Origin of the sequence: Pedobacter sp. (assembly GCF_035317785.1) — a bacterium.
In the GTDB taxonomy this organism is placed as follows: Bacteria; Bacteroidota; Bacteroidia; order Sphingobacteriales; family Sphingobacteriaceae; genus Pedobacter.
Genome location: NZ_DATHGC010000193.1, coordinates 1 through 20,892, shown reverse-complemented (window position 1 = coordinate 20,892; position 20,892 = coordinate 1). Strand labels below are relative to the sequence as shown.

At 45.3% G+C, this 20,892-nt stretch carries 22 protein-coding genes; 10 read left to right on the top strand and 12 right to left on the bottom strand.

The genetic code is table 11. The features are described 5' to 3' along the window. The 3 genes from VK541_RS11895 to VK541_RS11885 form a co-directional block, all read left to right on the top strand. Nucleotides 1–712 (top strand): PKD domain-containing protein (locus VK541_RS11895; protein ID WP_324370306.1); only part of this gene is annotated, 712 nt, incomplete at its 5' end. A gap of 7 nt (nucleotides 713–719) precedes the next feature. Further along, nucleotides 720–1,748: a PorP/SprF family type IX secretion system membrane protein gene (locus VK541_RS11890; protein ID WP_324370304.1), complete on the top strand. Its 1,029-nt coding sequence runs from the start codon at nucleotides 720–722 to the stop codon at nucleotides 1,746–1,748. Between the two features lie 40 nt (nucleotides 1,749–1,788). After that, on the top strand, nucleotides 1,789–3,216 hold the full coding sequence (locus VK541_RS11885; protein WP_324370308.1) for an L-serine ammonia-lyase: 1,428 nt from the start codon (nucleotides 1,789–1,791) through the stop codon (nucleotides 3,214–3,216). Here VK541_RS11885 and VK541_RS11880 read toward each other — a convergent pair. The 6 genes from VK541_RS11880 to VK541_RS11855 are packed head-to-tail and all read right to left on the bottom strand — an operon-like array spanning nucleotide 3,213 to nucleotide 9,284. After that, nucleotides 3,213–4,559 (bottom strand): DUF58 domain-containing protein, encoded by a 1,347-nt coding sequence (locus tag VK541_RS11880; protein WP_324370302.1) that lies wholly within the window; start codon nucleotides 4,557–4,559, stop codon nucleotides 3,213–3,215. The genes VK541_RS11885 and VK541_RS11880 overlap by 4 nt on opposite strands. Nucleotides 4,560–4,561: 2 nt before the next feature. Further along, nucleotides 4,562–5,539: a MoxR family ATPase gene (locus VK541_RS11875; RefSeq protein ID WP_324370300.1), complete on the bottom strand. Its 978-nt coding sequence runs from the start codon at nucleotides 5,537–5,539 to the stop codon at nucleotides 4,562–4,564. Between the two features lie 3 nt (nucleotides 5,540–5,542). Continuing rightward, nucleotides 5,543–6,724 (bottom strand): DUF4350 domain-containing protein, encoded by a 1,182-nt coding sequence (locus VK541_RS11870; protein ID WP_324370298.1) that lies wholly within the window; start codon nucleotides 6,722–6,724, stop codon nucleotides 5,543–5,545. Beyond that, the gene (locus VK541_RS11865) at nucleotides 6,721–7,461 is read right to left on the bottom strand and encodes a DUF4129 domain-containing protein (RefSeq protein ID WP_324370296.1); all 741 of its coding nucleotides are present in this window, start codon (nucleotides 7,459–7,461) and stop codon (nucleotides 6,721–6,723) included. The genes VK541_RS11870 and VK541_RS11865 overlap by 4 nt, the downstream gene beginning before the upstream one ends. 1 nt (nucleotide 7,462) lies before the next feature. After that, a complete protein-coding gene (locus VK541_RS11860; RefSeq protein WP_324370294.1) occupies nucleotides 7,463–8,329 on the bottom strand; it encodes a hypothetical protein in 867 nt (288 codons plus the stop codon). Next, entirely contained in the window at nucleotides 8,313–9,284 is a 972-nt protein-coding gene (locus VK541_RS11855) for a stage II sporulation protein M (protein WP_324370292.1), read from the bottom strand. Before VK541_RS11855 ends, VK541_RS11860 begins: the two co-directional genes overlap by 17 nt. A gap of 95 nt (nucleotides 9,285–9,379) precedes the next feature. Between VK541_RS11855 and VK541_RS11850 the strand changes: the two genes are divergently transcribed. Further along, the gene (locus tag VK541_RS11850) at nucleotides 9,380–10,159 is read left to right on the top strand and encodes an RDD family protein (RefSeq protein ID WP_324370290.1); all 780 of its coding nucleotides are present in this window, start codon (nucleotides 9,380–9,382) and stop codon (nucleotides 10,157–10,159) included. Here the strand turns inward: VK541_RS11850 and VK541_RS11845 are convergent. The 5 genes from VK541_RS11845 to VK541_RS11825 all read right to left on the bottom strand — a co-directional run bounded on the left by VK541_RS11845 (nucleotide 10,113) and on the right by VK541_RS11825 (nucleotide 13,188). Beyond that, nucleotides 10,113–10,481, bottom strand: a complete 369-nt coding sequence (locus VK541_RS11845) for a DUF2752 domain-containing protein (protein WP_324370288.1) — start codon at nucleotides 10,479–10,481, stop codon at nucleotides 10,113–10,115. The genes VK541_RS11850 and VK541_RS11845 overlap by 47 nt on opposite strands. Next, nucleotides 10,482–10,913 (bottom strand): DUF5684 domain-containing protein, encoded by a 432-nt coding sequence (locus VK541_RS11840; protein WP_324370286.1) that lies wholly within the window; start codon nucleotides 10,911–10,913, stop codon nucleotides 10,482–10,484. A gap of 121 nt (nucleotides 10,914–11,034) precedes the next feature. Next, entirely contained in the window at nucleotides 11,035–11,790 is a 756-nt protein-coding gene (locus VK541_RS11835; RefSeq protein WP_324370285.1) for an SGNH/GDSL hydrolase family protein, read from the bottom strand. A 36-nt stretch (nucleotides 11,791–11,826) separates the two neighbouring features. Continuing rightward, nucleotides 11,827–12,522, bottom strand: a complete 696-nt coding sequence (lipB, locus tag VK541_RS11830; protein ID WP_324370283.1) for a lipoyl(octanoyl) transferase LipB — start codon at nucleotides 12,520–12,522, stop codon at nucleotides 11,827–11,829. Nucleotides 12,523–12,546: 24 nt separating this feature from the next. Beyond that, nucleotides 12,547–13,188 (bottom strand): 4'-phosphopantetheinyl transferase family protein, encoded by a 642-nt coding sequence (locus VK541_RS11825; RefSeq protein WP_324370281.1) that lies wholly within the window; start codon nucleotides 13,186–13,188, stop codon nucleotides 12,547–12,549. Between the two features lie 150 nt (nucleotides 13,189–13,338). Between VK541_RS11825 and dcd the strand changes: the two genes are divergently transcribed. Genes dcd through VK541_RS11805 form a run of 4 tightly spaced genes read left to right on the top strand, consistent with a single transcriptional unit; the run spans nucleotide 13,339 to nucleotide 18,240 of the window. Further along, complete coding sequence (gene dcd / locus VK541_RS11820) at nucleotides 13,339–13,875, top strand: dCTP deaminase (RefSeq protein WP_324370279.1); 537 nt, start codon at nucleotides 13,339–13,341, stop codon at nucleotides 13,873–13,875. Between the two features lie 36 nt (nucleotides 13,876–13,911). After that, nucleotides 13,912–16,593, top strand: coding sequence for a carboxypeptidase-like regulatory domain-containing protein (locus VK541_RS11815; RefSeq protein ID WP_324370277.1), 2,682 nt, complete (start codon nucleotides 13,912–13,914; stop codon nucleotides 16,591–16,593). Between the two features lie 6 nt (nucleotides 16,594–16,599). Then, nucleotides 16,600–17,361, top strand: coding sequence for an enoyl-CoA hydratase/isomerase family protein (locus VK541_RS11810; protein ID WP_324370275.1), 762 nt, complete (start codon nucleotides 16,600–16,602; stop codon nucleotides 17,359–17,361). Between the two features lie 3 nt (nucleotides 17,362–17,364). Then, complete coding sequence (locus tag VK541_RS11805; protein WP_324370273.1) at nucleotides 17,365–18,240, top strand: SDR family oxidoreductase; 876 nt, start codon at nucleotides 17,365–17,367, stop codon at nucleotides 18,238–18,240. A gap of 4 nt (nucleotides 18,241–18,244) precedes the next feature. Here the strand turns inward: VK541_RS11805 and VK541_RS11800 are convergent, their stop codons facing one another. After that, the gene (locus tag VK541_RS11800; RefSeq protein ID WP_324370271.1) at nucleotides 18,245–19,291 is read right to left on the bottom strand and encodes a beta-ketoacyl-ACP synthase III; all 1,047 of its coding nucleotides are present in this window, start codon (nucleotides 19,289–19,291) and stop codon (nucleotides 18,245–18,247) included. A gap of 81 nt (nucleotides 19,292–19,372) precedes the next feature. Here VK541_RS11800 and VK541_RS11795 point away from each other — a divergent pair, with 81 nt between their 5' ends. Beyond that, entirely contained in the window at nucleotides 19,373–19,654 is a 282-nt protein-coding gene (locus VK541_RS11795) for an ATP-dependent Clp protease adaptor ClpS (RefSeq protein ID WP_285059596.1), read from the top strand. Nucleotides 19,655–19,751: 97 nt separating this feature from the next. Continuing rightward, a partial coding sequence (locus tag VK541_RS11790; protein WP_324370268.1) for a TonB-dependent receptor occupies nucleotides 19,752–20,892 on the top strand: 1,141 nt, incomplete at its 3' end.

The window sequence follows — 20,892 nt, the reverse complement described above, 5'->3', positions numbered from 1 at the left end:
AGGGTCAGACAATCAAGATCCGGTATACAGCTTCAAAGGTGACAAACCAGATTATACGGTCACGCTGATTGTGAAAAACAGACTTGGTTGTCCGGATTCCTTGCGCATGCCCAATTACATCCACATCTTCCAGCCAGCTCAGGCCGATTTTACCGCACTTCCGGCCCTGGAGACCAGTATTCCGAATTATACGTTTAAGTTTTTGGATGCCAGTAACCGGAAGCCGGATAAATGGCACTGGGATTTTGGAGATGACTTCACTTCAGAGGAGCAGAATCCCACCCATACTTATGCCGATGTTGGCGCTTATACCGTTACGCTGACTGTGAGCAATCAAACTGGATGCCCTACAATTGTGTCGAAAATTGCACGCATTACCGGTACTCCGGGATATTTGTACGTTCCCAATTCTTTCATTCCGGGCAGTGAACGTATCGAGTTCCAGCAATTCCGGGCGAAAGGATCGGGCTTGAAATCCTGGAAATTCAGCATTTTTGACAAGTGGGGCGAGCTGATGTGGGAGACGACAAAACTTGACGATGAAGGTAAACCTGTGGAGGGCTGGGACGGGAGGTTCAAAGGTGTGGCCATGCCGCAAGGCGTCTATTTCTGGAAGATCGACGTACAGCTCATCAACGGCAGCGAATGGAAAGGCATGACCTATAACAATGCTGCTGCCAAACGTACTGGTGCAATACATTTAATCAGATAAGAATCTCATGCGCATCAAAAAAAATCATACTGGTGTTTTGCTCATGCTGCTCTTCGGGATGAGCAGCTATGCACAGGACCATATTTATTCCCAGTTCTTTAACGCCCCGGTATACCTCAACCCTGCCCTGACCGGACAGTTTGACGGCGATATCCGGATGAACCTGATCTACAGAAACCAATGGTCGGGGTTGAGCGGTGACCTTTCTTACATCAGTGCGTCGGCAGACCTGAACATCCCCAAATTTGGAGGTGGTGTAGGCCTGCTCTTTACCCGCAGCAGCGAAGGTACAGCATATCTGACCAAGAACAATATGGCGGCAACCTATTCTTATAGTGTAGGCGGCGATGAGCTGGTGGCATCTTTTGGCATTCAGGCGGGCTTTACCAACCGCAGGATCGACTGGGACAAGCTGGTATTTTCAGACCAGATCGATATGCGGCTGGGCTATATCCCGGGCAGTATTTCTTCCGCGCAAATACCGGATGTATCCAGCAAATTTTATTTTGATGCCGGCGGGGGGATAAATATCGTTTATCGTAATTTTATGATCGGGACAGCCATACATCACATCAATAAACCAGATGAATCATTTACCGGCGCACAGGCAAAATTGCCGATGGCCATCACGGGCAATGCCAGCTTTCGCGTCCCGCTGACTCCGGCGAACAGCTATAATGCGGCCGATGGTGCTTACCTGATTCCTTCAGTCGTCTATTACAAGCAAGCGCAGGCGAGCTCGCTGAGTGCTGGAATACAGTTCAAATACAGAAGTATAAATACTGGGCTCTGGTATCGCAGCAGCGGAAAGGGGTCTCCTGATGCGGTCGTCGTTTCCTTCATGTTCGACATCTTTACCGGCAGCAGAAACGGTGAAAAGCTCCGTCTTGGGATAAGTCATGATGCCACTACCTCAAAAATAAACTATACCAATACCAGCGGCACTACCGAAGGCAGCGTCAGCTTTGAAAAATATTTTCCGGGCAGCTCAGGCTACAATAAGTTCAATGGCCTGAGGTGTTACGATTTCTACTGATCAAGGTGACGCCTTCCCATTTTATGTTTAGCTTTGTATGATGCAAAGAGAACAAATATCGGTTTTTGATATCTTCAAGATAGGAATAGGCCCATCCAGTTCACATACACTGGGGCCTTGGCGCGCCGCACAGCAATTCACGGCTTCACTAAAAAAACAGGGTTTGCTGGAGCAGGTTGTGCAGATAAAAATCCTGCTTTACGGGTCCCTGGCAAAGACCGGCAAAGGGCACGGTACCGATATCGCTATTTTGCTGGGCCTGAACGGCGGAGACCCGGTAACCTTTGACGTAAATGCGATCGACACCACTATTGCGGACATTAAGAAAGATCATTTACTGGTTTTGAATGGCGAAAAGATGATCTCATTCGATTATGATGAAGACCTGATCTTCCAGTTTTTTGAAAGCCTGCCTTTTCATCCCAATGCGGTTACCTTCCAGGCCTTCCTGGATTCAGGAAAAGCATTTTCCGAAACTTATTATTCAATAGGCGGTGGCTTTGTGGTAAAAGAAGGGGATGCCGGCAATGAAAAAGACCAGGTAGAACTGCCATTTCCGGTTGAAAAAGCAAGCGAGCTCCTGCATTGGTGCCTGACCACCGGGCTCAAAGTATCTGAAATAGTGATGGAAAATGAGCTGGCCTGGCGTACCGAAGCGGAAACCAGGAAAGGAATTGTGCAGCACTTTACGGTGATGAAGGACTGCACTTACCGGGGCTGCCATACTTCGGGTTTTCTGCCAGGCGGACTGAATGTGGGGAGAAGGGCGGCAGCACTAAACAAAAGACTGATAGGCAATCACATATATACCGATTATGAAAGCTGGATAACGGCGATCAGGAAAGGCGGAAACGGGTTCAACTATACTTTGGATTGGGTAAGTTGCTTTGCGCTGGCTGTTAACGAAGAAAATGCTTCATTTGGCAGGGTAGTAACGGCACCAACCAATGGTGCTGCAGGTGTGATTCCTGCTGTGCTTCAATATTACATCGCTTTTTGCGACGGCTTTACTGAGGAAAAGATCATTCAGTTTATCGCCTGTGCCTCTGAGATCGGCAGTATATTTAAGAAGGGCGCTACCATTTCCGCAGCAATGGGCGGTTGCCAGGCAGAGATCGGGGTATCATCAGCAATGGCTGCAGCGGCGCTGACAGAATGCATGGGCGGCTCACAAAGACAGGTTTTGATGGCTGCAGAAATTGCCATGGAACATCACCTGGGACTTACCTGTGATCCGATAGGCGGGCTTGTCCAGATCCCCTGCATTGAGCGCAATACAATGGGTGCGATCAAAGCCATCACTGCCAGCCAGCTTGCACTGCAAAGCAATCCTGATAAGGCTAAAGTAAGTTTGGACGCGGTGGTCAATACCATGTGGGAAACAGCTCTGGATATGAATTCTAAATACAAAGAGACTTCAGATGGAGGCCTGGCAACTAATATTCCAATAAGTCTGCCAGAGTGCTAAATCTTTTGCTGGGCCTTAATGGCCAGGTACCTGTTGACTACATTTATCGTTAGTTTGTCTGGCGGGGTAAGGATGCTCAGGATGCCGTGTTTTGCCAGCTCCCGGACCATAAGCTTCTTTTCATGGGCAAACTTTTCAGCAATGGTTTTAATATATATCCCCTCTACGTCCCTGGCCGGTTTTTCTGCAAGTGCCCTGAGCTCTGTATTTTCAAAAAACACCACCAGCAGCAGGTGATATTTTGCAATCCGCTTTAGGAAGGGCAGTTGTCTGTTTAAGGCAGAGATGCTTTCAAAATTGCTGAACAGTATGACCAGGCTGCGCTGTTTCATCACGCCGCGAATGCCGGTATACAAAGCTTCCATATTGGTTTCCAGATACCTCGTCTTTTCCTTATACAATACGCCCATGATCTTACCCAGCTGCACAGGACGCCGGTCTGCAGGAACAATGCTTCCGATCTGCTCTGCAATGGTGATCAGGCCTGCTTTATCTTCTTTAAGCAGTGCTACGCTGGAAAGGACAAGACTCGCATTTATGGCATAATCCAGCAGGCTCATTCCTTCAAAAGGCATTTTCATTGCTCTTGATTTGTCGATAACGCAGTAAACATGCTGTGCCTTTTCGTCCGTGTAGGAATTGACCATCAAATCACCTTTTCTTGCGCTGGCCTTCCAGTTCACTGTACGGTAATCGTTTCCGGGCACATAGTTCTTTACCTGGTCAAATTCCATGCTATGTCCAATTCTTCTGATCTTTTTGATCCCCATTTCGGTTAGCCGGTTGGAAATGGCCATCAGTTCGTACTTACGCAATTGCAGAAATGAAGGGTACACCGCCACCACAGTCTCTCCGCCAAATTTGAATCTCCGGCTGATCAGCTGCAAGGGCGATTTCACATATAAAAGCACGCTTCCAAAAAGATATTCTCCTCTTTTTGTGGGACGAAGTGCATAGCGTATGGTCTTATGTGCTCCTGATCTCAGCTGACTGCTAAACCACAGATCCCGTTTTTGAAACTGAAAAGGAATTTCATCAATGATCCCGATGTGGATGGGAAATGCATAAAAATTCTCTACATAAATACTGAGTTCATTGTCATCGCCATTGCTTAATCTTTCAGGGAGATCTCTTCTCAGAAAAACATTTTTTCTGGCGCTGAAAAGCAATATAAAATCGATCACCACCAAAGCAACAAGCACAAAAAAACAAACATAAGGCAAGTCTCCAAGCCAGGACAGAAAAAAAGAAAACAGGAACAGGGCCGCGCAAAATGCAAGGCCTGCAAAAAGTCTTTTATCAGGGAAAAGATTTACATAGTATTTGTTCAGGAGATTCTTCAAAGCTACCTTGGTATTTCTATTTTTTGAATAATCTGCGCGACGATGTCTCCCGGAGTAAGCCCCTCCATTTCTTTATCAGGACTAAGCATAATCCTGTGAGCAAGAACCGGGGCTGCTACGCTAATGATGTCATCAGGGGTTACAAAATCACGGCCGTTCATTGCTGCAATCGCTTTTGCGCTGTTGATCATGGCCAGCGAAGCCCGCGGTGAAGCACCCAGATAAAGTGATTTATTGTTCCTGGTTTCATGAGTAATCCTGGCTACATATTCCAGGAGCTTGGGCTCTACATGAAGTCCTTTAATAATGGCCCGGCAGGATTTAACCTGCGCGATGCTCAAAACGGGCTCAACTTCCCTTAGCGCATTATCCAGCTTGTGCTGATGCTGGTTCAGCAGGATCAGCGTCTCTTCTTCAAGGCTCGGGTATTTTACCTCAATTTTGAAGAGAAAACGATCCAGCTGTGCCTCCGGCAGCCTGTAGGTACCTTCCTGCTCTATCGGGTTTTGAGTAGCCAGCACCATAAAAGGTTCATCCATAAGATAGGTGTGACCGTCAACCGTGATCTGTCTTTCTTCCATGACTTCGAATAATGCGGACTGCGTTTTAGCAGGTGCACGATTGATTTCGTCGACAAGAATGATGTGACCAAAGACAGGCCCCTTTCTAAAATCAAATGACGCAGACCTCGGATCAAATACGGATGTACCAAGCACGTCAGAAGGCATCAGGTCTGGTGTGAACTGGATGCGTGAAAAGGAGGCGTCAATGCTTTTTGCAACCAGCTTTGCACTCAATGTCTTTGCCACGCCCGGCACACCTTCCAGCAGGATGTGTCCATCTGCCAGAAGTCCCGCGATCAAAAAATCTATCGTATCCTTTTGCCCGACAATGATCTTGCCAAGTGTTTCCCTGATCTGCTCAACCGCCCGGCTGAGCTCAGTAAGATCAGTACGCTGATGATATATTTCTTCTTCCATAATTTATTGGACTTGTTTGTAAAATTGCTCGATTTGTTTGTTAAGGCTGATCAGCTGGGCATCGCTCACCTTGTAGCCATTGCTGATGTTTTTGATCAGCGTGATTAATTGCTGCACCGTTTCCTCTGCGGCCCCTGATTTATGGACTACATCGTTAATGAATTCTTCATCAAGGCTTCCGGTCTTCAGGCGATAGTCTGCCCTGATAAATTCCAAAAGATAGCTGACCTTTTTGTTGGCTATGTCCCTATTGTCACGTTGCTGGTAGTAAACTTTTCCCACGACCTTTACAAAGTCAACCGATGAGTTTAAGAGCGGGGCTATGACCGGAATGACCCGTTGTCTGCGTTTAACCTCAAAAAACACAAACAGCAGCAGGGAGATCAGTGCGATATAATACGCCCAGCGCAGCTGATCATGTTTGAAGATGACCCTTAGAATCGCTGCGTCCGCTATGTTGCCCCGGGTGTTGTACTCATCCCAGATCAGCAGTTTGGCGGGAGGCAGGAAGGACAGTGCCTTTGCTGCATAGTCGGCTCCCGAAGGCTTTATCAGGTTATAGTTGCTCAGCAGCTGCGGGTTTGGTAAAATATACAGGGCTCCTTTACCAAAGGAGTATTTGATAAAGTTGGCATCGCCCCTGGAGTTTCTGCCCAGTACTGTAACTCTGGTTGTATCGAATTCACTAAAATACTGGTTTCCCAACCCTTTATCGAAAATATATGGTTTATCTGCTTTGAATGTCGGATTGACAAAGTTGATCGCGGGACTCCTCTGCGCCCTCAGGTCAAACACAGCTCTGGTGCGGAGTCTTAGCCTGTCTTTAAGAAGCTTGCCCACATCGAAGCTGGCAATGAAAGCATTATTACCTCTATGCAGGTATTTTATCAATTCCCTGTAATCCAGATTATCCATTTTGACACTGCCGGAGATGATCAGGTAATTGGCATTTAAGTGGCTTTGACCTTTTAAGGTGTTGTATAAAGGCTGTCTTGAGGTCTTTATGACCGCAGCTGGAAAGAGCGCCCCAATCTCCTGGTTTAATACATACAACCCAAATGGGATCTTGTCCTCCTTCAGGTAAGAAGCTGTCCAGTCGGTAGGTTTTGGCTTGTAGTACTGTGCCACCAGGTAAAAGGCAAGGATCACGGTACTTCCGATGAGATATAATCTTAATCCTTTCATGGTTTATTAGGATTAAACTGATCAAAGCCTGATCTGACCTGGTTGAAGTTTTCCTGATCTATATAAAATTCGCCATACCATATGTATTCAAATTGGGTAGTAAGTGTTTCAAACAGACTCCTTTTTTGAAGGTCCCGGATCTCGGAAACATAGGTCTGATTGGTCTTTTCGGGCTGCCAGCTGATCTGGCCACTGTCACTCAGCTGCTTCAAAGCGCGTAAATAAAACAAACGGACAGCCAGCCTGTAGTTGCCGCCGCTGATGGCTTTATCGATCTCTGCCATGAAATCGATCTCATGGATATTATCCGAAGATTCATGGTAGGGCACCTCAACTTGCTTTGATTTGCCGGACAATATTTTAAGGTCAAGGCCCAGCAGCTTCATGACCCCAAAAACAATCAGCGAGGCCAGCACAATAAGTGCAGTATATCCAATAAAGCTGTTTGCGTGTTTATTCCCGGCAACTCTTTCAAACAACTCCCAAAACCATTTCCAGAATTTTGACCACAGACTTTCATTTTCCGGGGCAGTATTGTCGTAAATGAATTCCTTACTCAGGCGGTAACTCCTGATCTTTTGCTGGTCAAATTTCCTGGGAGTAAGCTTCGTGCTGTCATTTTTTACAACCAGTTTTTTTGATACTGTTCCTTTTTTCACCGGAACCTGCGCAGTCCCAAATGAAAAACAAGATGTGCTTACACAAAGCAACAGAAAAAGGAACAGGATCTTACGCATACTAATACTCTTCGGGAGCAGAAAACTGATCTTTTTGTGTCCCCAGTTGTTCTATACGATTTAATAACCCTCCATTTTCCATGCGTTCTGCCAAATTGAAATAGCAAAGTGAAACCCCGATAACCGGCAGTACTAAAAATACCTGGCAAAGGTACTGGATCAAAGTTGATACGATCAAAAAGGTAATACTCACAGCTCCCGGAGTCTTGGTAAAGGCACTCGCCATTCCAATGATCATTGCCGGTACAGATGGCACAAGCATGGTTGCGTAAGTAATGATCCATAGGATCAGGATCGCACCGGCAGTGGGCCACCAATGGCTGTTGGCCAGTTTGAACGACCTGCTGAATGAATAACCGAAACTGCCGTTTTCAAAGACCATCACGGAATAAAAAAGAGAAAAGGCGGGAAAAACATAGATGCCGGGGATAAAGCAGCAAATAAAGCAGATCATCATCATCAGGCTTATAAGAATGCTGCTGCCAAAAACACGAAGAAAGAAATATTTAAAATATGACCATACCTCTTCAACAGCTGGCGCAACATTGCCCTTTTCTATGTATAGTGAGATATAGCTGAGCGTGGAAACACTGATGGCTGTATAAGTAGCAAAGGTAAAAACGATCACCATCAGGTAACTCATGGAAAACAGATTCTCAAGCGGTCTCGCTGAATTTACACCGGAAAAATCCGTTTTGACAGTCAGCAAATGTACAATGCCCGACAACAGGCCTGCTAGAATAAAAAATCCGCAGAGGTACAGGTATACTTTTAAAAAAGGTTTGAAATTTTGTCTGATAAAAAGAAAAGTATCACCGATGATGTCACCGAACTCTCTGGTCTTTTTAAATTCAAGTTTGTCTTGCATTTGGGTTTAGTTTTTGATTGCGTTTAATTAAAATCAGGGGGTACAGGATCACGTACCAGATGATAAACAAGAGTGATGCGCCGAGTATACATGTGCTTAAGATGACCGGCATCTCTGTATGGCGTGTAATGAAGCCTTCAAAAAATGCGGCAACTAAAAGGATCGGTACGATTCCCACAGCAATTTTAGTCCCGTCCTTAGCGCTTGATTTAAAAGCCTGGACACGGCTATAGGTTTTGGGAAACAACAACCCGTGTCCCAGCACCAGGCCGGCTGCTCCTGCAATGACAATTGCAGAAATCTCCAAAGTGCCATGGATCCAAATGACCAATATAGATTGTAATCCAAGTCCCTTGCTGAAAAAGTAATACTCAAATGAACCGAGCATAACCCCATTTTTTAACATCATGAATACCGGCCCGATGGAGAAGAATATACCACTGACAAAGGTGATCAGTGAAACATAGATGTTATTTGCGGCGATCATAAAAAACATTTCAAATTCATTCTGCTGCTTATATACTCCAAAAGGGTCTCCTTTGGCTATATTTTCATTGGTCATATTTACATAGCTGTCGCCCAGGATCAAACGCACGAAAGTATCGTCGTGTTTTGCGGAAAGGGCCCCTATCAGGGAGAAGGTCAGAAAGAATAAAAATGCGTACAGCAATTGCCGGCGATATTTATAAAAGAGCAACGGAAGTTCAAATTTCCAGAAGGTGATGAACCGGCTGCTGTCTTCTTTTTTGTTCTTGTAAATGGACTGGTGTAAAAGTGAGGCAATGCCGTTTAAGTATGCTGTGGTTTTTGATTTGGGATAAAAGGTCTTTGCATAAGCCAGGTCGTTGGTGATGTCAACAAAACGATCGGCCAGTTCGTCCGGATTGGTAGTTTGCAGCTTTTCATAAGCCTTCCACTTTTCGGCATTTTGCTTTACAAACAGCGCTTCTCTCATGTCTACAACAGGGCATCAATTTTTTGTTAAAATAGCGAAAAACATTTTATCCGGATAATTAAAATGAATATTAGTATTTTACTATGTTTGATACTATGGATACCATTCAAGTAAATACCAGTCAGCATGTAACGATTGACTATCCTGTAGCAGGTTTAGGCGAAAGAATTGCTGCGAGGTTGATAGACCTTGCTATTTTTGTTATACTGTATATTTTAATCATGATCGTTTTTGGAATCACTGGTTTTACGATTGGGCTGTCGAATGGCCCCTATACGATCATCTTAACTGTGATTGTCATAGCGGTGATTGCCAGTTATGTTTTCTATGACCTGCTGTTTGAAATATTTATGAACGGCCAGAGCATTGGCAAAAAGCTCATGAAGATTAAAGTGATCAGCCTGGATGGCGGACAGGCCAGTATCGGACAATACTTTATCCGCTGGCTGTTCAGGCTGCTAGATTTTACGCTGTCGATGCAAATGGGCGGCCTCATCTGTGTCGCCGTCACTGACAAGAAACAACGCATCGGTGATATCGTGGCCGGTACCATTCTGATCAGGACGGCCCCGAAAACGGGGCGTGAACATATCGCTTTTCATCAGCCGGCAGAACAAAATTATGCCCCGGTATTTACAAATGTACATCAGCTGAACGACCGGAATATTGAACTCATCCATGAGGTGCTGACTACATTTTATCAAACCCACAATTTTCAACTGATTGAAGCGACGGCTGCCAAGATCGCTTCAGTACTTTCTGTCAATGTGCCTCAGGGTATGAACGGACTTAATTTCCTGCAAACTGTGGTTAAGGATTACAATTACCTCACTGCAAATGAAAGCCATGCAGCCAGACAGGTAAATAATGGGTAATAATTTTGAATAGATAATTGATGGCCACAGCTGATCCTGTAATCAGGTAAAGTATCCTAATGACGCTATCGCTTAAGTCTCCGCGTCTCAGTTTTGCGATTAAAACAATGGCTAAAGTGACCAGCAATGGAATGGCCGGAGGGTAAAAATTAAGGCTTTCTTTCAGATCGCCATGTGCCAGCGCAATTACAGAACGCTGGAAACCACAGCCCGGACAATCTGTTCCTGTTAAATATTTGAAAGGACAGGGCAGTAAAAAATTATCCGCCTGATCTGAAAAAGAGGACCAGACGGATAGTATATATATTTTAGACGTCAGCAACTAAGCGTTGGGGGTAGTTGGAGGGCTGTTAAAAAAGTCTTGTTTGTTTTGAGCTTCGGCGGCAGAAGGCCCTACATACTTCGCATCTCCAAATCCCAGTAATGGGAAGAAAACCATAGGGAGAACGATCATTCCAACAGTATATCCTTCAGATTTGCCAAAACTTTTGCTCAGCAGATTGAGCAGCCAAATGCCAAATACAATATTGACACAGGGGATCAGCAGCCAAAGTATCCAGATTACTGGTTTCCCAACGATTTCGATCATGACAATTGAATTGTAAATGGGAATTATCGCTGCCCAGCCGGGCTTCCCGGCCTTGACAAACATTTTCCATAATCCTGCGTAGGTGATAACAGCTACTGCAAGACAAAAAATCAGCATACCGGCACCAAAGCCAGCAGCTACAGCATTTTCTGAGTTGTAATCCATAGTTTTAGGAGATTAATTTCTAAGTAAAGTTAATATTTATTGCCAGATATCAAAATTACAAGACATATTTATCCGCCTGTTATTCAGCCTAATACAACAACATTTGAAGTGTTTTTGGCTTTTACTTAAACGCCTTTATCACCGCTGCAGCTGCATTTGCTGCCCAGTCTTTATACATTTTTCCGGAAGGGTGCAAACCATCGGAAGCAACAAGGCTATTGTCTGTCGCCGCATTTCGCGAAACCGGGGTAATGTCAATATAACTAATACCCAAAGCCAGGGTTTCCTGTTTGTTCACCGCATTAAAAGCATCGATTTCCGCGGAAATGGTAACAAGGTCACGCCCACTTGTTTGCGCAAAAGGCGTTACTCCCCAATCTGGAATGGATAATACAAAAACATGAGCTTTGTTGCCATCCACATAGTTGATCGCAGTCTGGAGCAGCTCTTTAAATTCCTTGCGGTACTTATCTTTTGATTCACCACGATACTGATTGTTCACACCGATGAGCAGGGTCACGAAATTGAATTTTTGGATCACGCCTGATTCCTTAATCGCCGTTTGCAGTTCGCTGGTAGTCCAGCCTGTTCTGGCAATAATGGTAGGCGGATTGATGATGAGGGCGGCTTTTTCGAGCTCCTTAACCAGCTGTGCCGGGAAAATTTGTGCACGCTCTACAGACTCACCAATGGTGTAGGAATCTCCAAGAGCAAGGTAGTTGAGCTGCTTTCCCCGATTTGGATCAACAGGCTTTGCGGTAGTGTCCATAGGCTTCTTAATGGTATCAGCTGGAAGTTTTTCATTGTCCATTGAAATTGCTCCTTTTTTGCAGGCCAATAATAAGCATAAACCCAGAAATACTGTGAATACTTTCATGACTGCAGATACGAGATTGAGCGCAATGTGGATTGCCTAGAAGAGCTCCATGTTAAACAGCGAAGCGATATGCACTTTCAATTTGCCTTTAACTTCGTCCATATTCAGCGCATATCCGAGTTCCCGCTGCATGGAGGTGACATCTTTATCATCAATACCACAAGGAACTATGTTTTTAAAGTAATCCAGATCGGCGTTTACGTTAAATGCGAATCCGTGCATGGTGACCCACCTGCTGCACCTCACGCCCATTGCGGAGATCTTCCGGGCCTTCTCGTTATCCGCATCCAGCCAAACACCGGTATAACCCGGATACCTGCCGGCCCTGATCCCATACTCATCAAGCGTCAGGATAATGGCTTCCTCAAGCGTTCTCAGGTAAAGATGGATATCTGTAAAAAAATTATCCAGGTCCAGTATCGGATAACCCACGATCTGGCCGGGACCATGATAAGTAATGTCTCCGCCGCGGTTGATCTTGTAATAGGTAGCCTGTTTATCTTTCAATCCCTGTTCATCCAGCAGCAGGTTTTCCGGATGACCACTTTTGCCTAGAGTATACACGTGGGGGTGCTCGCAAAACACGAGGTAATTTGGCGTTTGTTTGTCGGCACCATTTGTTCTGTTTGCCGTTTTAACCCCCACTGTCTGATCAAAAAGACGTTCCTGTTGTGTCCAGGCCTCCTGATAATCAGTAAGACCCCAATCTATAAATTCAACACTCTTGTTCATTTATGGTAAAATTAGGTTTATAGATTAAGCCACGACGTAGCCCAGCATATAATCATCACCGGTTTTGAAATAATCCACAGTGAGTTCCTTTGTCCCTTCAGGAAGGTCAACCAGGGCATTGAGCGATCCCTTTCCTTTCAATTTGAATGGCCTGATGTGGATGTCCTGTTTAAATTCCAGGCCCTTTCTTCCATTCCATTTGTAAATGGCCTCCTTGGCACACCAGCACACATAAAGCCCTTCTATATTATCGCCGATCTGCTTTTGTGCCAGCTCAGAATCAGAAAGAAACTTATGTCTGATACTCTTGATCTTATGCTTGATCAGCTCGATATCTACGCCAACGGGTTTTGTCCTGCCAATGATGACTGCCGCATAATCGTACGAATGACTTAATGAGATGTGATAGCCCAGGTTTGGCAGGTAGGGCTTGCCGTGTTCGTCCATTCTGCAGTCAATGTATTCAGAGGTATTGAGCATAGTTCTGAGCAGAACCCTTGTGCTTAGCCAGTGCAGCAGGCGTTTTCCATTGTTTAATGTAGAGATAATGTCAAGCTCGTGTTGTTTCAGCTGCAATCCTGACATCAGTTGCTCTTCAGTCTCTTCGATTTTCCATACCGCAAGCATGGTATCATCGTCAATATCTTTATTAAAAATTACGGGCATCTCTATTTTAGAATACTATGCAAAAGTATCTTAAATTAATCATAATTTCGTCCAAATACTTATAACCTGCAAAACTAAACATTTATCAACATTAATGTGAACATTTAGCAGGCTTCGTGACCCTTATGTAACAATACTTACCATTGAAAAATGATACTTTCCGACAAACGAATTTTAGAAGAGATAGACAAGGGCACAATCATTATTGAACCATTTGATGCTGAATGCCTCGGCACCAACTCTTATGATGTTCACCTGGGAAAATATCTGGCTACCTACAAAGACCGGGTACTGGATGCTAAAGCCCACAATAAGATCGATCATTTTGAAATCCCCAAAGATGGCTTTGTATTGCAGCCCGGCACATTATACCTGGGTGTAACCCTGGAATATACCGAAACCCACGCACACATTCCTTTTCTGGAAGGCAAATCCAGTACCGGTCGTCTGGGAATTGACATCCATGCCACAGCCGGCAAAGGAGATGTAGGTTTCTGCAATACCTGGACACTTGAAATCTCCTGTGCCCAACCAGTAAGGATCTATGCAGGCATGCCCATAGGTCAGCTCATTTATTTCATGGTTGAAGGCGAAATCACAACGATGTATAATGTTAAAAACAACGCCAAATACAACAACAAAACCACAAAACCTGTGGAAAGCATGATGTGGAAGAATAAGTTTTAGTATATTGTAGCTTTATTCATTAGTGCTCCACCCATTATGAAATTTAGGCTAATTTTCCCTTTGTTATTGTTTACGTTGCTGATTGCGGTTTTCGCATATAAGGCTGACGACGATCCGTTTAACGCCCTCCTTAAAAAGCTGGAGGTGTATAATGAAAAGTACCCGCAGGAGAAAGTCCACCTTCACCTGGACAAACCTTATTATGCAATTGGTGATGACATCTGGTTTAAAGCCTATGTGATCAACACCCAGACCTCAAAGCTGTCGGCCATCAGCAGCGCCTTGTACGTAGAACTGATCAATGAAAAAGATTCTGTAAAAAAACAGCTCAAACTTCCGCTTGTTTCCGGGGTCACCTGGGGTGATTTTAAACTCCCGGATTCCCTGACTGAAGGCAATTACAGGATCAGGGCATATACGCAGTGGATGAGAAATGCCGGCCCTGATTTCTTTTTTGACAAGACCATAAAAATCGGAAACTCCTGGGCAAACAACGTATTTACCAGCACGAACTATACCTTCAGCAAACAAAACGCCTCGGAAAAAGTGAATGCTGTAGTCAGATTCACAGATAAAAATGGTAAGGCCTTCGCCAATAGCGAGGTAACCTATGAAGTGGTACTGAATTTCAGAAGCATCACTAAAGCCAAAGCAGTGACAAACGATCAGGGTGCAGTCAATATTAATTTTCTAAACACTCAGCCTTCTCTGTATAAATCAGGAAAGATCGTCGCTACGCTGAACCTGCCTGATAAGAAAAAAGTGATCAAGCAAATTCCAATTAAAGCAACCTCAAATGCTGTGGACGTCCAGTTCTTCCCTGAAAGCGGAAACTTAGTGGAAAATCTGCCCTGCAAGGTGGCGGTTAAAGCGGTGAATGCCTCAGGACTGGGAGAAGATATTGAAGGCGTGATCGTAGACAATACCGGCCTGGAGGTCTATAAATTTAGCACGAAGCATCTTGGTATGGGCAGTCTTTTTTTAAATCCGCAGCCAGGGAAAACTTATTCTGCAAAAATTAAATTTAAAGACGGATCTGAAGGTACCTTTAATCTGCCAAAGGTCTCTGCCAGCGGATATTTACTGGCTGTTACCCAAACCGACGAAAATGTTGTTGCCAAAATTCTTTTAAGCCCCGATCTGGTCGGTTCAGGAGAACTGAAAATCGTGGCCCAAAACAATAGCAACGTCTATTTCGTGTCCAGGGCCGCACCCGGCAAACAAATCATTACTACCTCTATTCCAAAAAAAGAGCTCCCTACCGGCATCATACAGTTCACTGTTTTTTCGGCTGCGAATATGCCCCTTTGTGAGCGACTGATCTTTATCAATAACAGCACCAACAAAATCGACCTGAAGGCAGCCACTACCAAACAGAGCTACACCAAAAGGGAAAAAGTAGACCTGAACCTGGAAGCTGCCATCAACAACAAACCTCTTGAAGGCACTTTTTCAATTGCTGTGACCAACACGGCGAGTGTCGTTCCTGACGAGGAAAACGAAAGTAACATATTTACCAGCCTGCTGCTGACTTCTGACATTATGGGCTACGTGGAAAAGCCCAATTATTATTTTCTGAAGAATGACACACAAACCCAGCAGGATCTGGACAACCTGATGCTCACACAGGGATGGAGAAGGATTTTATGGAAAAATATAATCAGTGGCCTTCCGCCAAACATCAGGTTTGAGGCTGAAAAAACATTAAAGATCAGCGGTACGGTAACCACCTATGGAGGCAAACCATCTCCAAACAGTAAAGTGAGCTTGTTCTCCTCATCGGGTGGATTTTTTGCCACCGACACGGTATCTGACGCACAGGGCAGGTTCAGTTTTGACAACATTGTTTTTAATGACAGCACCAAATTTATTGTACAGGCAAGGAACGCCAGGAACAAGAAGTCCGTTGATATAAAGATGGATTTGGTGGCGGGGCAGGTTGTTACCAAAAATAAAAACAGCGGAGACGTAGAAGTCAACATAAACGAAGCCCTGTCATCTTATTTAAAGCAGAGCGATAACTTTTTTGAAGAGCTGACCAGGAGAGGCTTACTGGAGCGCAGCATTACACTCAAAGAGGTGAACATCGTTGAAAAAAAGAATCCTGCCAAGAATTCTTCCAATCTCAACGGCGGGGGAAATGCAGATGCGGTGATCACAGCTGAGCAGCTCCAGAATTGCACTACTTTATCGATGTGCCTGCAGGGCAGAGTAGCCGGACTGATGATCAGGGACGGAAAGGCATACCTGCTGAGAAATGGCAATACACCAATGCAGATCGTGATTGATGGGATGATGGTAGAACCTGATTTCCTGGATAACATTACGCCATTTGATATTGAAACCATTGAGGTCCTGAAATCCGTCGGAAACACGGCAATCTACGGAATGCGGGGCGGTGGCGGTGTGCTGGTTATTACTACTAAAAGAGGTGGCGGCACTGCAGGGCTGTCTTCTTTTACCCCCGGGATCATCACCTTCTCGCCAAAAGGATTTTATACCTCAAGACAATTTTACTCTCCTAAATACGAGGTGGCTACCAATACTCCCGATCTGAGGACGACCATTTACTGGGCACCGCATGTTGCGACCAAAGACGGGAAAGGAACGGTTAGTTATTACAATGCGGATCAGCCCGGCACCTACAGGGTTGTGGTAGAAGGTGCAGACCTGGATGGAAACCTGGGCCGCGCAGTGTATACTTATGAAGTAAAATAAAAAGAAATGAACACCATAAAAGTCACCATAAAAGACCGCCTTGCCATTATTACCCTCGACAGAGGGAAGTCAAATGCCTTAAACCGGGAGATGATCACTGAACTGGAAGATTTGCTTAGGAACATTTCAACAGATCCAAATATTGGAGGAGCGGTCATCACAGGAAAAGACCATTTTTTTTCGGCGGGGCTTGACCTGATCGAATTGTACAGCTATTCTGAGGCAGAAGCAGAATCATTCTGGCATTTATTCCTTGGCTTTACCGCGACGATCACCTCATTTAAAAAACCATTGGTAGCGGCGATAAATGGTCATAGTCCCGCAGGCGGATGTGTCATTGCCCTTGCATGCGACTACCGCATTATGGCAGAGGGGAAATACATCATAGGGCTAAATGAAGTTCCGGTTGGGATCATTGTACCGAACAGCATTTTCAGCCTCTATTCATTCTGGCTCGGCCAGGCCGGCGCATCGCGCAATCTGCTCGAAGGAAAGCTGTTTAGCCCGGAGCAGGCTCTTGAAGCAGGCCTGATAGATGAGCTGGCCAATCCGGCAAGTATACTGACCGCAGCAGAAAGAAAGATCAGAAAATATATGGGCATGGAGCAAAAGACCTGGAGTCACAGCAAGCTGAACATCAGAAAAGACCTGATTGCCGCGACAAGTGCTGATCAAAGCGAAGAACTCGCCGTCATGCTGAAACAGTGGTGGTCTCCCGCTACGCGCAGTATCCTGAAAACAATTATTGAGAACCTTCAAAAGAAATAAGCCATGTTCAATCAGCCCATGTTAAGAGATGATGCTTTAAAAGGAAAAACCATAGTAATCACCGGCGGAGGAACGGGTCTGGGTAAGGCTATGGGTACTTACTTTCTTAAATTGGGCGCCAATCTTGTCATCACCAGCAGGAAAGCCGAAGTGTTGAAAAAAACAGCTTTAGAGATGGAAAAGGAAACGGGCGGCAAGGTGCTTGCGGTATCCTGTGACGTACGGGAATATGAACAGGTGGAGCATGTGCTGGCAGAAACCATTAAAATCTTTGGAGGGGTCGATAGCCTGTTGAACAACGCCGCAGGCAATTTTATATCTCCAACCGAACGGCTGTCCGCAAATGCCTTTTCCACGATTATTGACATTGTTCTCAAAGGTTCTGTCAATTGTACACTTGCGTTTGGAAAACATTGGATCAAAGAAAAGCAAAGTGCCAGTGTGCTCAATATAGTAACGACTTATGCCTTTACCGGTTCAGCCTATGTTGTACCTTCTGCCTGTGCAAAAGGCGGCGTACTCGCCATGACCAGATCACTGGCCGTGGAGTGGGGCAAGTACGGTATCCGCACAAACGCCATTGCACCCGGGCCATTCCCTACAAAGGGTGCCTGGGAAAGGTTATTGCCCGGCGATCTTGCGGAGAAATTTGATTTTAAGAACCGGGTACCCTTAAAGCGTGTTGGAGACCACCAGGAGCTGGCCAACCTGGCAGCTTTTCTGATCAGTGATTTTGCGGGATATATCAACGGCGAAGTCATTACCATCGACGGCGGCGAGTGGCTGCAGGGGGCAGGTCAGTTCAATGGACTGGAAGCAATCCCAAATGAAATGTGGGACGCTTTTGAGCAGATGACCCGATCGGCTAAGGGGAGCTAGGCTCTTACCACCTGATGAGCGCGCTTGCCCAGGTAAATCCCGATCCAAATGCAGCCAGGCATACCAGATCCCCATCTTTAATTTTACCGGACTCCCAGGCCTCACACAAGGCTATCGGAACAGAGGCGGCCGTTGTATTGCCATATTTTTGAATGTTGTTGAATACCTGTTCATCACTCAGGCCCAGCAATTGCTGAACATACTGGCTGATCCTCAGGTTGGCCTGGTGCGGCACCAGCAGATCAATGTCCTTTTCAGACAGGTTGTTCGCCGATAGCGCTTCCCTGATCACCTCCGGAAATTTCACCACGGCCTTTTTAAATACTGCGGGCCCGTCCATGTATGGCTGGGCAGCGCCGCTCTCGAGCTGCTCAGTGGTCAGAAACAATCCGCCAAGCTCCTGATCCGGAAAAGCCGGCTTGTCTTTGAGCCATTTGTTGGCATGCGCCCCCGGATAGAACATGGCCAGGATCTCCGCTTCGGCACCATCACTGTGCAGATGAGTGCTCAGTATGCCCTGATTATCTTTTTGCGTGGGCTGCAAAACTACTGCCCCTGCCCCATCTCCAAATATGACAGACACATTGCGGCTGCGGGTCTCAAAGTCCATTGCAAAAGAATGCTTTTCACTGCCAACCACCAGGATGTTCTTATACATCCCCGTTTTAATAAACTGGTCTGCAACGGAAAGGGCATAAACAAAGCCTGAACATTGGTTACGAATATCCAGGGCCCCGATCTCTTTCATTTTCATTTCCCGCTGCAGGAGTACGCCGCAGCCGGGGAAATAATAGTCCGGACTAAGCGTTGCAAAAATGATGAAATCTATATCCCCGGCTGTAATTCCCGCTCTGTCAATTGCTATTTTTGCAGCCTCGACACCCATCGTAGTAGTGGTTTCTTCGAGTCTGTCGGCAAATCTGCGCTCTTTAATTCCCGTGCGTTCCTGGATCCACTCGTCATTTGTATCCATAAAACGGGAAAGGTCCTTATTGGTATAAACATTTTTAGGCACATAGTAACCTATGCCTGCAATTTTTGAACGCTGCATTATATTTGGGAATTAAGTACAAATTTTAGTCAAAAATAACTTTAACTGCAACATTATTTGAAATTAGCTTATTTTTGTAAGATGTCTACAGAAACAAAAGAAGAAACATTTACATTAGAAGAGATTCTTACCTCACTGAAAACCGTTCACCGCCTGATTCTCTGGAACGATGATGTAAATACTTTTGACCACGTCATCTATTGCATGATGAAGTATCTGGACTATTCGGAGCCTCAGGCAGAGAAGATCGCATGGGAAGTACACAACAAAGGAAAATGCGCTGTACTGGAAGGTTCTTTTACTGAAATGGAAATTTACCGTAAAATTTTACAGCAGGAAGGGCTCACAGTCTCTGTAGACTAGCAAAATTGCTGTAATAAAATAGTTACTCCTGCTTTTTTAAACTTACTGCACGTTTCTTTGTCCCTTTAATACAGAAATGATAAAAAAAGGAATCGAAATGATGAAATACCCGTGCCTGCTGCTGCTTTTAATACTTACTTTTTGTGCAGACACGACTGTTCTTAAGGCCCAGACTCCGGGAACCGGCAAAATCAGCGCAAAAGTAGTTGATGCCCAAAACGGTGAGACCATTCCCTTTGCGACAGCAATTGTGATCAACAGAAGGACGAAAGCCGTGGTAAAGGGCGCACAAACAGATGCAAACGGAAATTTACAGATCACTGGCCTGCCAAAAGGAGTCTTCACATTTAAAGTAAGTTATGTAGGCTACCAGACCATGGTTAGAGATTCGGTCTCTGTTGCAGATGCCCCGGTTGACTTCGGTACCATAAAAATGAAAGTTTCAAAAGGCACCGTACTGAACGAAGTTAAAGTGACGGGTCAAAAAAGCACCATGCAGATGGGCATTGATAAAAAAATATTTTCAGTAGACCAAAGTTTAGTTAGCGAAGGCGGCTCTGCATCGGACCTGCTTCAGAATGTTCCGTCTGTCCAGTCGGACATAGACGGCAACATAAGCCTGAGGGGATCAGCCGGTGTGAGTGTACTGATAGACGGCAAGCCTTCTCTGATTGCGGGTGGAAACATTGCCCAGATCCTGCAGTCTATTCCTGCCAGTTCCATCGAAAGCGTGGAGCTCATCACCAATCCTTCAGCCAAATACGATGCTGAAGGACAATCCGGCATCATCAACATTGTACTAAAGAAAAACAAGAAACTAGGCCTGAACGGGTCGGTTGCACTGACTGCCGGCAACCGCAGCAATTACAATGCGAGCACCAATCTGAGCTTTCAGAACAACAAGGTCAACCTCTATGGAAATTACAGCTACCGCTACGGCAACCGCAACGGCGGTGGATTCAGCAACATCTTCTATAAACAGCCCATCGTAAATACGATCTACGCCAATCAGAATACGGATGGTGAATCCCTGGATAAGGGACACAATGTAAAGGCAGGAATGGATTATTTCATTACAGATAAAAGTGTAGTGAGCCTTTCCGGAGGATTTAACGTCAGGGACAATGACAGGAATGAATTTCTTTCCATAGATCAGCTCGATGAGTTTCAAAACCCCGTTAACCTGAGCAAAAGAAATAATGACAACCTAGGTTCAGGCGGCAGCTATGACCTCAACC

Coding starts and splice junctions, on each gene's coding strand:
- VK541_RS11890 (WP_324370304.1), top strand. CDS start 720: ATGCGCATCAAAAAAAATCATACTGGTGTTTTGCTCATGCTGCTCTTC.
- VK541_RS11885 (WP_324370308.1), top strand. CDS start 1,789: ATGCAAAGAGAACAAATATCGGTTTTTGATATCTTCAAGATAGGAATA.
- VK541_RS11875 (WP_324370300.1), bottom strand. CDS start 5,539: ATGGAAGAAGAAATATATCATCAGCGTACTGATCTTACTGAGCTCAGC.
- VK541_RS11870 (WP_324370298.1), bottom strand. CDS start 6,724: ATGAAAGGATTAAGATTATATCTCATCGGAAGTACCGTGATCCTTGCC.
- VK541_RS11865 (WP_324370296.1), bottom strand. CDS start 7,461: ATGCGTAAGATCCTGTTCCTTTTTCTGTTGCTTTGTGTAAGCACATCT.
- VK541_RS11860 (WP_324370294.1), bottom strand. CDS start 8,329: ATGCAAGACAAACTTGAATTTAAAAAGACCAGAGAGTTCGGTGACATC.
- VK541_RS11855 (WP_324370292.1), bottom strand. CDS start 9,284: ATGAGAGAAGCGCTGTTTGTAAAGCAAAATGCCGAAAAGTGGAAGGCT.
- VK541_RS11850 (WP_324370290.1), top strand. CDS start 9,380: ATGGATACCATTCAAGTAAATACCAGTCAGCATGTAACGATTGACTAT.
- VK541_RS11840 (WP_324370286.1), bottom strand. CDS start 10,913: ATGGATTACAACTCAGAAAATGCTGTAGCTGCTGGCTTTGGTGCCGGT.
- VK541_RS11835 (WP_324370285.1), bottom strand. CDS start 11,790: ATGAAAGTATTCACAGTATTTCTGGGTTTATGCTTATTATTGGCCTGC.
- lipB (WP_324370283.1), bottom strand. CDS start 12,522: ATGAACAAGAGTGTTGAATTTATAGATTGGGGTCTTACTGATTATCAG.
- VK541_RS11825 (WP_324370281.1), bottom strand. CDS start 13,188: ATGCCCGTAATTTTTAATAAAGATATTGACGATGATACCATGCTTGCG.
- dcd (WP_324370279.1), top strand. CDS start 13,339: ATGATACTTTCCGACAAACGAATTTTAGAAGAGATAGACAAGGGCACA.
- VK541_RS11815 (WP_324370277.1), top strand. CDS start 13,912: ATGAAATTTAGGCTAATTTTCCCTTTGTTATTGTTTACGTTGCTGATT.
- VK541_RS11810 (WP_324370275.1), top strand. CDS start 16,600: ATGAACACCATAAAAGTCACCATAAAAGACCGCCTTGCCATTATTACC.
- VK541_RS11805 (WP_324370273.1), top strand. CDS start 17,365: ATGTTCAATCAGCCCATGTTAAGAGATGATGCTTTAAAAGGAAAAACC.
- VK541_RS11800 (WP_324370271.1), bottom strand. CDS start 19,291: ATGCAGCGTTCAAAAATTGCAGGCATAGGTTACTATGTGCCTAAAAAT.
- VK541_RS11795 (WP_285059596.1), top strand. CDS start 19,373: ATGTCTACAGAAACAAAAGAAGAAACATTTACATTAGAAGAGATTCTT.